This window comes from Streptomyces antnestii, assembly GCF_004005495.1.
Classification (GTDB): domain Bacteria; phylum Actinomycetota; class Actinomycetes; order Streptomycetales; family Streptomycetaceae; genus Streptomyces; species Streptomyces antnestii.
In genome coordinates this window covers 60,885-71,934 of record NZ_RZYA01000033.1, presented here as the reverse complement: position 1 = coordinate 71,934, position 11,050 = coordinate 60,885, and the positions used below count along the sequence as shown (strand labels likewise).

Annotated in this window: 10 protein-coding genes; 5 read left to right on the top strand and 5 right to left on the bottom strand. The window is 70.2% G+C overall.

The features are described 5' to 3' along the window. Nucleotides 1-135 precede the first annotated feature (135 nt). Nucleotides 136-804, top strand: a complete 669-nt coding sequence (locus EOT10_RS39375) for a TetR family transcriptional regulator (RefSeq protein ID WP_189492697.1) — start codon at nt 136-138, stop codon at nt 802-804. 140 nt (nt 805-944) lie between these two features. After that, nucleotides 945-1,355 (top strand): Zn-ribbon domain-containing OB-fold protein, encoded by a 411-nt coding sequence (locus EOT10_RS39370; RefSeq protein WP_127833189.1) that lies wholly within the window; start codon nt 945-947, stop codon nt 1,353-1,355. Between the two features lie 90 nt (nt 1,356-1,445). Here the strand turns inward: EOT10_RS39370 and EOT10_RS39365 are convergent, their stop codons facing one another. Further along, nucleotides 1,446-2,708: an arginine deiminase gene (locus tag EOT10_RS39365; protein WP_127833188.1), complete on the bottom strand. Its 1,263-nt coding sequence runs from the start codon at nt 2,706-2,708 to the stop codon at nt 1,446-1,448. 39 nt (nt 2,709-2,747) lie between these two features. Next, nucleotides 2,748-4,208 (bottom strand): basic amino acid/polyamine antiporter, encoded by a 1,461-nt coding sequence (locus tag EOT10_RS39360; RefSeq protein ID WP_127833187.1) that lies wholly within the window; start codon nt 4,206-4,208, stop codon nt 2,748-2,750. A 187-nt stretch (nt 4,209-4,395) separates the two neighbouring features. Here EOT10_RS39360 and EOT10_RS39355 point away from each other — a divergent pair, with 187 nt between their 5' ends. Together EOT10_RS39355 and EOT10_RS39350 are read left to right on the top strand one after the other, a co-directional pair. Continuing rightward, on the top strand, nt 4,396-5,487 hold the full coding sequence (locus EOT10_RS39355; protein WP_127833186.1) for a baeRF3 domain-containing protein: 1,092 nt from the start codon (nt 4,396-4,398) through the stop codon (nt 5,485-5,487). Between the two features lie 71 nt (nt 5,488-5,558). Then, nucleotides 5,559-6,203 (top strand): hypothetical protein, encoded by a 645-nt coding sequence (locus EOT10_RS39350; RefSeq protein ID WP_127833185.1) that lies wholly within the window; start codon nt 5,559-5,561, stop codon nt 6,201-6,203. 63 nt (nt 6,204-6,266) lie between these two features. On the opposite strand, the gene EOT10_RS39345 is transcribed toward EOT10_RS39350, so the two are convergent. From EOT10_RS39345 to EOT10_RS39335, 3 genes are read right to left on the bottom strand one after another with little or no spacing between them, the layout of a single operon-like run. After that, on the bottom strand, nt 6,267-7,229 hold the full coding sequence (locus EOT10_RS39345) for a threo-3-hydroxy-L-aspartate ammonia-lyase (RefSeq protein WP_127833184.1): 963 nt from the start codon (nt 7,227-7,229) through the stop codon (nt 6,267-6,269). A gap of 21 nt (nt 7,230-7,250) precedes the next feature. Continuing rightward, entirely contained in the window at nt 7,251-7,976 is a 726-nt protein-coding gene (locus EOT10_RS39340; protein WP_127833183.1) for an HAD family hydrolase, read from the bottom strand. 25 nt (nt 7,977-8,001) lie between these two features. After that, entirely contained in the window at nt 8,002-8,487 is a 486-nt protein-coding gene (locus EOT10_RS39335) for an Lrp/AsnC family transcriptional regulator (protein ID WP_127833182.1), read from the bottom strand. Nucleotides 8,488-8,739: 252 nt separating this feature from the next. Here EOT10_RS39335 and EOT10_RS39330 point away from each other — a divergent pair, with 252 nt between their 5' ends. Next, a complete protein-coding gene (locus EOT10_RS39330; protein ID WP_127833181.1) occupies nt 8,740-10,962 on the top strand; it encodes an NADP-dependent isocitrate dehydrogenase in 2,223 nt (740 codons plus the stop codon). The last annotated feature ends 88 nt before the right edge of the window (nt 10,963-11,050 follow it).

Genomic DNA, 11,050 nt, shown 5'->3' with positions numbered 1-11,050 from the left:
CTACCCTGGTGCGATTCCTGAAATCGACACTATGGCACTCAGTACCCTCTGGCAAGGTACGTGGTGCCAGGCGAGCGGATTCGGTGTTACGTTCCCGGCATGACGGAGTCGACCAGACCGGCCAAGAAGGCGCCGATGCGGGAGGTGCTCGCCGAGGCGGCGTTCCAGCTCTTCCTCGACCGGGGCTTCGAACAGACCACGGTCGACGACATCGTCGCCAGGGCGGGGGTCGGGCGACGGTCGTTCTTCCGGTACTTCCCGTCCAAGGAGGACGCGGTCTTCCCGGACCACGAGCGCTGTCTCGCCGACGTGACCGCGTTCCTCGACGGGGCAGACGGCGGCGACCCGGTGGGCACCGTGTGCGACGCCGCGCGCCTCGTGCTGCGCATGTACGCGGCCAACCCGGAGTTCTCCGTGCAGCGTTACCGCCTCACGCGTGAGGTGCCGGGCCTGCGGACATACGAACTTTCGGTGGTGCGCCGCTACGAGCGCACCATGACGGGGTACCTGCGCGCGCGCTTCGCGCGGGAGCGGGACGGTGCCCTGCGTGCCGAGGTGATCGCCGCGTCCGTCGTCGCCGCCCACAACAACGGGCTGCGTTCCTGGCTGCGTTCGGGCGGCGAGGGGGATCCGTACGAGGCGGTGGACCATGCGCTCGGGATGGTGCGCGGTGTGTGGGGGAGCGCGGACGAAAGGGCGCGGCCGGCCGCCGCCGAGGAGGACGTCATCGTGATGGTCGCTCCGAAGGGCGCCCCGATGTGGCAGGTCGTGCAGCGGATCGAGTCGGCGTTCGGGGAGGGCTGAGTCCCCTCCCCGGGCCGCCCAGGCCCCTCCGGTTCGCTTTGGCACCCAGTACCTTTACAGCTTGGCACTCAGTGCCATACGGTGCGAAGGCGCCGACGCGAAGGTGCGGCGCATCAGAGCCGAGCGCAGGGGGCCGAGACATGTCCGAGACTGCAACCCACACCGCGCCGACCGCGACGCCCGGGCACACGCAGACCGTGGAGACCCAGGGGACCGGCCTGACGATCCAGCGCTGCCGCTGGTGCGGCACCGCCTCGTTCCGCCGGCTCCTCTGTCCGGTGTGCGCGTCCAGCGATCTGCAGCGCGAGCACAGCGCCGGAATCGGCGTCGTCGTGCAGTCCAGCGTCGTGAACCGGTACACGGGGACGGCGCGCAACGAGTCGCTGGTCAGGTTCCCCGAAGGCTTCGTGTACCGGTGCCGCGTCGTCGGCGCCGCCCCGAACCTGGTGTGGATCGGCGCCCGGGTGCGGCCCGTGGCCGGCAGCCACCCCGACGCGGGGGAAGTGGTCTTCGAGCTGTGCGACACGGGCGGACGCACCGACTGGCAGTGACTCTGCCGTATGGCGACAACGGGTGGTGGCCCGGCAACCGCGGGCGGCCGTACGCGTACGACAGGTGGGTCCGGGCGTACCCGGCGCAGGTCAGAAGTCGACCGGGTCCCGGATCAGCGGGCAGGTCATGCAGTGCCCGCCGCCTCGGCCGCGCCCGAGTTCCGCGCCGACGATGGTGATGACCTCGACGCCCGCCTTGCGCAGCAGCGTGTTCGTCTGGGTGTTGCGGTCGTACGTGATGACGACGCCCGGCTCGACCGCGACGGCGTTGTTGCCGCTGTCCCACTGCTGGCGCTCGGAGGCGTAGACGTCGCCGCCGGTCTCGATCACGCGCAGTGCGCCGAGGCCGAGTGCCTTCGCCACGACGTCGACGAACGGGCGCGTTCCCTCGTCGGTGATGTGGAGGCCGGACGGATCGTCGCCGGGGCGCAGCGTGAAGGTGTGCACGGCGTCCATGATGGCCGGGTAGAGCGTGACGATGTCGCGGTCGGCGAAGGTGAAGACGGTGTCCAGGTGCATGGCGGAGCGCAGCTTCGGCATGCCGGCGACGATGACCTGATCCGCCGCGCCGTTCTCGAACAGCGCGGCCGCCACCTGCGTGATCGCCTGGCGTGAGGTGCGTTCGCTCATGCCCATCAGGACGATGCCGTTGCCCACGGGCATGATGTCGCCGCCCTCGAACGTGGCCTGGCCCCAGTCCCGTTCGGGGTCCCCCCACCACACGGTGGAGCCGGCGAAGTCGGGATGGAACGTGTAGATCGCCTTCATCAGCAGGGTCTCGTCGTGGCGTGCGGGCCAGTACAGCGGGTTGAGGGTGACGCCTTCGTACAGCCAGCAGGTCGTGTCGCGGGTGTAGAGGGTGTTGGGCAGGGGCGGCATCAGGTACTCGCGTACGCCCGTCGACTCGCGGACCAGGGCGACGTGGTCGGAGCGGAACTCGTCCGGCAGGTCGGCGGTGGCCAGGCCGCCGATCAGATACTCGGTGAGACGGCGCGGGCTCAGCTCGTCGAGGAAGGCCCGGGTGTCGTCCATGAGGCCGAGGCCGACCTCGTTCGCGACGATCTTGTGGTCCAGGAGCCAGGCCTTCGCCTCGGGGATCGTCACGGTCTCGGTGAGGAGTTCGTGCAGTTCGACGACGTCGACGCCGCGTCCGCGCAGCTTGTTGACGAAGTCGGCGTGGTCGCGCTGGGCGTTCTCCACCCACATCACGTCGTCGAAGAGGAGGTCGTCGGAGTTGGTCGGGGTGAGCCTGCGGTGGGCGAGGCCGGGCGCGCAGACCAGGACCTTGCGCAGCGTGCCGACCTCGGAATGGACGCCGAGCGCCGGCTCGGCCGTGGTGTCGTTGGTGGTCACGATGTGCCTTCCAGAGAGTCGGTGCGACGGGCGGGCCGGTCAGAGGCTGATCCAGCCGGCCGCCAGGGCGATGACGCCGAGGACCGCTCCGGCCACGGACACCGCGAGGATGACGAGTTCGGCGGGGGAGAACAGGCGTCTGCCCTGTTCACGGCGGGCCATCACGAAGAGGACCGTGGCGGGCGCGTAGATGATGAAGGACACCAGGACGAACTTCATCCCGGCCGCGTAGAGAAGGAAGGCCGTGTAGACGGTCGCGATGCCCGCCACGGCGACTTCGCCGCGCGAGTCGTGGGCCCCGACCGTGAGTGCGTCCGGCCGCACCGCGATCTTCACGGCGAACGCGGCGGCCAGCAGGAACGGGATCAGCGACAGGGCGCTCGTCAGATCGAGCGCGAAGTTGAACGCGTCGTCCGAGAACGAGGTGATGACCAGGACGACTTGGGAGAGGGTCGTAGTCATCACGAGTGCGGGCACAGGAACGTCGGCGTGGCTCGTGCGGGCCAGGAACCGCGGCATGTCGCTGTCCCTTGCGGCGACGAGGAGGACCTCGGCCGCCATCAGCGTCCACGCGAGATAGGCGCCGAGCACGGAGATGATCAGGCCGACACTGACGAACACCTTCCCCCAGGTGCCGACGGCCTCCTCCAGGACGCCCGCCATGGACGGCTGGCGCAGCTCGGCGATCTCGCCCATCGGCAGGATGCCGTACGACACGATCGTGACGGAGGCGAAGACGGCGAAGACGCTCAGGAAACCCAGCACGGTCGCGCGTCCGACGTCCTCGCGGCGTTTGGCGTGCCGGGAGTAGACGCTCGCGCCCTCGACGCCGAGGAACACGAAGACGGTGGCCAGCATCGTCCCTCTGACCTGGTGGAACAGTGAGCCTGCGTAGTCGGCGCCGGCGAAGTTCTCCGCGAAGACATGCGGTTTGAGGCAGAACAGGGCCAGCAGGACGAAGACGAGGATCGGCACGACCTTCGCGACGGTGACGATGCGGTTGATCGTGGCGGCTTCCTTGACGCCCCGCCTGATGAGGAAGAAGAACGCCCACAGTCCCGCGGAGGAAAGGACGATCGCCAGCGCGGTGTCGCCGTCGCCGAGGGCGGGGGCGATCGCGCCGATGGTCGACATGATCAGTACCCAGTACGTCACATTGCCGACGCAGGCGCTGGCCCAGTAGCCGAACGCCGAGAAGAAGCCCAGATATTCGCCGAACCCGGCCTTGGCGTACGCGTACACACCGGCGTCCAGGTCGGGCCTGCGGACGGCGAGCTTCTGGAAGACGAAGGCGAGCATCAGCATGCCGGTGCCGGCGATGGCCCACGAGATCAGGGCGCCCGCCACGCCGGTCTCCTGCGCGAAGCGGCTCGGCAGGGAGAAGACGCCGGCACCGACCATGGATCCGACGACCATCGTCGTCAGGGTGAGCAGGGTCAGTTTGGCCGCGGGTGACTGCTCGGGCTGGTCGGCGGCTAGGGAGCTGTCTGCCTGCGTCATGTCTTCCTCTGGCCGTGGGGCGGTGGAACCGACAGAGGATGACCATATTCACAAAATGTCTGGCATGTCCCCTTGGAGGTGTCGGGAGCGCAAGGGGAGTAGCGCCGCGCGCCGAACCGCAATTCGGGGCATATCGTGCATCGAGGAAACCTTGTGACGCCTCACGCCCCCGGAAAGGCGCTCTCCCATGCAGCCCGAACTGACACCCGCCGTGCTCGCGTCGCTGCGCCGACCCCGGCACTATCCGGCAGTGTCGGTCCTCGTGCCCACGCACCGGCGCAAGCCGGACAACGCGCAGGACCCCATCCGGCTGCGCAATCTGCTGGCCGACGCGGCCAAGAAGCTGGAGGCCGATGCCGCGGTGACGCCGGAGCGCCGCCAGGACATCGTCGAGCAGCTGGATCTGGCGCTCGCGGAGATCGACCTCGACCACGCCGAGGACGGTCTGGCGATCTTCGCCTCGCCGGGCGAGCACCACGTGTGGTCGCTGCCGCGCACCGTTCCCGAACGGGTCGTCCTCGCGGACACGTATCTGACCCGCAACCTCGTCGCCGCGTACACCGCCGAACAGCCCTACTGGGTCCTCGCGGTCTCGGCGGACCGCGCCGCGCTGTGGAGGGGCGACGCGCGGCGCCTCGTGGAGCAGCACACCGCGGGATTCCCGCTGACCCGGAGCCTCGACGACCCCGACGCCGAGCGCAAGGAGCGCATCGGGGACATCCCGAGCACCTACCGCGACGAGCGGACCCGCCAGTTCTTCCGGCAGGTCGACACGGCGCTCGGTGAGGCCCTGGCTCCGACGGCGCGGCTGTATGTCGCCGGTGAGCAGGCGGCCGTCACCCTGCTCAACGAGGTCGGAACCGCCACCGAGCACGCCGTCCCCGTGCCCCATGGCGGGCTCGCGAACGCCGGAGCCGAGGCGGTGCGCGAGGCGGTGCGGCCCGCCGTCACCGCACAGGAGCAGCAGAGCGTGGCCGCCACCATGGCGGACATCGAGCGCGCCCGGGGCTGGAAGGAGCTCGCCGCGGGCGTGGACGAGGTGTGGGAGCACGTCGCCGCCGGACGGGTCCGCGTACTCGTCGTCGAGGAGCACTTCCGCACCACCGTCCGGCAGGACGGCGACCACCTGGTTCCGGCCGAGCCCGGCGACCTGGACGCCCACGACGACATCGTCGACGAGATCGTCGAACGGGCCCTGGAGATGGGCGCCGAGGTGCGTTTCGTCCCCGACGGCACCCTCCCGGAGGGGACGGGAATCGTCGGAATCATGCGTTATTGACCTCGCCGGCGCCCCCGTCGGAAGTGCCGGAGAGAGCCAGAGCTTTCGGAGAGATTCAAGGAGACGTCTGAATGAGTGCCGGTTCCCCCGGGAAGAAGCCGGCGCCGCGCCGGCGGCGGTCCATGACGGCCGTCCTCGCGGTGCTCGCCACCGCGACAACCGCCGCGGCGCTCGTGTCGTGCAGCACGGAGAGCGGCAACAAGAGTTCGTCGAGCGTCAGCCCGCGCGCGACACCCCCCAATACGGCTTCCTTCTCCGGCACCCCGCCCTCCGCGATGGCGTCCGCCGCGAAGTCGGCCGTCGCCTCGGCGAAGGCGGAGGCCTCGGCGGCGGCGAGCTCCGCCTCGGCCAGGGCCTCCGAGTTCGAGGCGTCCGTGTCGGCCGAGGTGGAACGCGCCAACGCCACGGCCGCCAAAGAACTCGCGAAGGTCAAGGGCCAGGGCAACGCCACGGCCGACGTCGCCCTCACCGGCAAGCCGCGGTCCCAGACGGGCGGCGTGTTCGCCGTCGTCGTCAACATCACCAACAGCACCGACAAGAAGGCCTCCTACGCCGTGCAGGTCGACTTCAAGGACACCGACGGCAAGGTCGTCGAGACCCGGTACGTCGGCGCGGAGAACCTCGACCCCGGCAAGCGGGCCCAGCCCCTCGCCATCAGCCGCAAGCCCCCGGAGATGAAGCTGACCGCGAAGGTCGCCAAGGCGCAGCGCTACTGAGACCAGCGGCCGCCCCTGACGCCGAGCAGCGGTGCCGGGAGCGCAGCGCTTCGAAGAGGCGTCTCAGGACCGGACCAGCTCCGTGAAGCGTTCGAGGTCGACGTTGCCGCCGCTGACGATCACGCCGACGCGGCGGCCTCGCAGCTGTCCGGCCATGGTGCGCGCCGCGGCGAAACCGAGGCAGCCGGTCGGTTCGACGACCGTCTTCATCCGGGTGGCGAAGATCCGCATGCACTCGACGAGTTGGTCGTCCGACGCGGTGAGGATGTCGTCGACGCCGTCCTTGATGACGGCGAAGGTGTGCTCGCCCAGGTGCTGGGTCTGCGCGCCGTCCGCGATCGTCTGCGGGGTGTCGATGTGGACGATGCGGCCCTCGCGCAGCGACTGCCTGCCGTCCGCTCCCGCCTCGGGCTCGACACCGTAGACCGCGCAGCCCGGGGACAGGGCGCGGGCCGCTAGTATCGATCCGGAGAGCAGGCCGCCGCCGCCCAACGGGACGAACAGGACGTCGAGTTCACCGACGTCCTCGAACAGCTCCTTGGCCGCCGTCCCCTGACCTGCCATCACATCCGGGTGGTCGTACGGCGGGATCAGCGTCAGGCCGCGCTCGGTGGCGAGCGCGCGCCCGATCTCCTCGCGGTCCTCCGTGTAGCGGTCGTACATCACGACCTCCGCGCCGTACCCCTTGGTGGCCGCCAGCTTGGCCGCGGGGGCGTCGTGGGGCATGACGATGGTCGCGGGCATCTCCAGGATCCGGGCCGCGAGGGCCACGGCCTGCGCGTGGTTGCCGGACGAGTAGGCGACGACGCCGGCGCGGCGCTGCGCGGGGGAGAACCGGGACAGCGCGTTGAACGCGCCGCGGAACTTGAAGGCGCCCATGCGCTGGAAGTTCTCGCACTTGAAGTGGAGCGAGGCGCCGAGTTCCGCGTCGGTGAGGCGGGAGGTGAGGACGGGGGTGCGGTGGGCGTGCGCGGCGATGCGCTCGTGCGCGCGCACGACGTCGTCGTAGGTGGGCAGGTCGCTCATCAGGGACTCCCTCTCGCTGGACTAACCATCCAGAGGGTACGGAGTGCCCGCGGTGTCACGGGCCGCCGTTCGCGCCAGCCAGTCGTACGCGGCCTCCGCCGTGAACTCCCGCTGCCCGCCCCGGAAGAGCAGCCCCGCCGTCGCGAACGCGGGATCGCCGGCCTGTGAGATCACGTACGGGACCGCGATGCAGTGCATCCCGGCGGCGTACGCGGCCACGGCTCCCGGGATCGCGTCCTCGACCACCGTGCAGTGCGCCGGCATGGCGCCCATCCGGCGCGCCGCCTCCAGGAAGATGTCGGGAGCGGGCTTGCCGTGGGCGACCGCGTCCGCCGAGACATAGGCCCTGAGCTGCGCGGCGAGGCCCGTGCCCGACAGGATGGCCTCGATGGCCTCGGGGGAGGACCCGGAGGCCACCGCCATCGGCACCCCGGCGGCGTGCAGCCGTTCCACGAACTTCCGCATCTGCGGATAGACCGGCGTGTTGGCGCGGGCGAGCGCCAGGTAGCGGGTGTTCAGCTCCGTGAGCAGCACGGCGACGGTGGCCTGGATGCCGTACTTCTTGCGCAGGATCCCGAGGGTCTCCTGGGTGCTGATGCCGACGTACGACTCGTGTTCCTCCCAGGTGAAGCCCGGGACGCCGTGCTCGGCGAGTGTCGTCCGGCACGCCTCGTAGTAGTTCGGCTCGCTGTCCACGAGCGTTCCGTCGAGATCGAAGACGACCGAGGTACTGCCCAGGGTGCTCATGTCTTCCAGGATGCCCGGACCGGGGTCACCGGCGCTCGGCGGACGCGGCCCGGCCGACGGCCTCGACCAGGGGCAGGATCCGGTGCGGGACGCGCTCGCGCAGGGCGACCTCGGTGCGGGTGCGGACCACGCCGGGCAGCCGGTTCAGCTGCTGGATGACGTCCTCCAGATGGCCGTTGTCGCGGGCCGCGACGCGGGTCAGGAGGTCGCCGCCGCCGGTGATCGAGAAGGCCTCGATGATCTCCGGCACGGTGGCGAGCGCGTCGCCGACCTCTTCGAGGTGCCCCTGGGTGACCTCGATGTGGACGAACGCGAGGACCGGGTGGCCGAGCGCCGTGGGGGACAGGGTCGGGCCGGTGCCCGTGATCACGCCGTCGCGCTCCAGGCGGTCGAGCCGGGCCTGGAGGGTGCCGCGGGCGACGCCGAGGATACGGGCGTACTCGCGCACGCTGGTACGCGGCTGCTCCAGGAGGAGGCGCAGGATGCGGGTGTCCAACTCGTCCACGGCCATGGGGCGCGGCCTCCTTCGCGGGCGGGGTGCGGGGCGCGGTGCGGGCGCGATGATCGCTGGACGACTGTACCAATGGTCCAGTGCGGCGCGGTTTGTGTGGGCCGGTGACCGATCCGCCCGTGGATGTCCGGCCGTGCGGCCCCCGGGGCGAAATCCTGTGCGGGGTCCTGTCGAGAGGGGGTCGATCACGAGATATCTTGATGTCGAGCAATGTTGCAGACGAGAGACGCAGACTGTGGAGCGGAGCACCCGGTGACTGACTCGACCATCATCTACACGCACACTGACGAGGCCCCGGCCCTCGCGACGTATTCGTTCCTGCCCGTGGTCAAGGCCTACGCCTCGACCGCCGGCGTCGGTGTGGAGAGCCGCGACATCTCGCTGGCGGGGCGGATCATCGCCAGCTTCCCGGAGCGTCTCCAGGAGAGCCAGCGCATCGACGACGCGCTCGCCGAGCTCGGCGAGCTGGCCAGGACGCCCGGCGCGAACATCATCAAGCTGCCGAACATCTCGGCCTCCATCCCCCAGCTGAAGGCGGCCATCGCCGAACTGCAGGGCCAGGGCTACGCGCTGCCGGACTACCCGGACGACCCGCAGACGGACGAGGCCAAGGACGTCCGCGCCCGCTACGACAAGATCAAGGGCTCCGCGGTCAACCCGGTCCTGCGCGAGGGCAACTCCGACCGCCGCGCCCCCGCGTCGGTCAAGAACTACGCCAAGGCGCACCCCCACCGCATGGGCAAGTGGACGCCCGAGTCGAAGACGAACGTCGCCACCATGGGCGCCGACGACTTCCGTTCCACCGAGAAGTCCGCGGTCATCGCCGAGCCCGGCACCCTGCGCATCGAGCTGGCCGCCGCCGACGGCACCACCACCGTCCTGCGCGAGTCGGTCCCGGTCCTCGCGGGCGAGGTCGTCGACGCCTCCGTGATGCGCGTCGCCGCGCTGCGCGAGTTCCTCTCGGCGCAGATCGCCGAGGCCAAGGCCGAGGGCGTCCTGTTCTCCGTGCACCTCAAGGCCACGATGATGAAGGTCTCCGACCCGATCATCTTCGGTCACGTCGTGCGCGCCTTCTTCCCGAAGACCTTCGCGAAGTACGGCGAGGCGCTCGTCGCCGCCGGCCTGTCCCCGAACGACGGCCTCGGCACCATCCTCAAGGGCCTGGACTCCGTGCCGCACCTGGGCGCCGAGATCAAGGCGTCCTTCGAGGCCGAGATCGCCGAGGGCCCCGCCCTCGCCATGGTCGACTCCGACAAGGGCATCACCAACCTGCACGTACCGTCCGACGTCATCGTCGACGCGTCCATGCCGGCCATGATCCGCACCTCCGGCCACATGTGGGGCCCGGACGGCGGGGAGGCCGACACCCTCGCGGTGCTGCCCGACAGCAGCTACTCCGGCGTCTACCAGGTCGTCATCGACGACTGCCGCGCGCACGGTGCCTTCGACCCGTCCACCATGGGCTCGGTGCCGAACGTCGGCCTCATGGCGCAGAAGGCCGAGGAGTACGGCAGCCACGACAAGACCTTCGAGATCCCGGCCGCGGGCACCGTCCGCCTCGTGGACGCCGCGGGCAACGTGGTCCTGGAGCAGGAGGTCGCCGAGGGCGACATCTTCCGCGCCTGCCAGACCAAGGACCTGCCGATCCAGGACTGGGTCAAGCTCGCCGTCACCCGCGCCCGCGCGACCGGCAACCCGGCCGTGTTCTGGCTCGACGAGGGCCGCGCGCACGACGCCACGCTCATCGCGAAGGTCAAGACGTACCTGGCCGACCACGACACCGAGGGCCTGGACATCCGGATCATGTCCCCGGTCGAGGCCACCGCGTTCTCCCTGGAGCGCATCCGCCGCGGCGAGGACACCATCTCCGTCACCGGCAACGTGCTGCGCGACTACCTGACCGACCTCTTCCCGATCCTCGAGCTGGGCACGAGCGCGAAGATGCTCTCCGTCGTCCCGCTGATGAACGGCGGCGGTCTGTTCGAGACGGGCGCCGGCGGCTCCGCTCCGAAGCACGTCCAGCAGCTCGTCAAGGAGAACTACCTGCGCTGGGACAGCCTCGGCGAGTTCCTCGCCCTCGCGGTCTCCTTCGAGCACCTGGCGACCACCACGGGCAACGCGCGCGCCCAGGTCCTCGCCGACACGCTCGACCGCGCGACCGGCACCTTCCTCAACGAGGACAAGTCGCCGAGCCGCAAGCTGGGCGGCATCGACAACCGCGGCAGCCACTTCTACCTCGCCCTGTACTGGGCGCAGGAGCTGGCCAAGCAGACCGCCGACGCGCAGCTCGCCGAGGCGTTCGCGCCGCTCGCCAAGACGCTGGCCGAGCAGGAGCAGACGATCGTCGACGAGCTGATCGCCGTCCAGGGCAGCCCGGCCGAGATCGGCGGCTACTACCAGCCGGACGCCGCCAAGGCCGCGGCCGTCATGCGTCCGTCGGCCACGTTCAACGAGGCCATCGCGTCGCTCGCCTGAGCACTCACGCGCTGAGGCGTATCCGCGCTCAGGGGTATCCGCGCTGAGGGCTATCCGCCTGACGCGTTTCCGCGGTGACGCGTTCCGC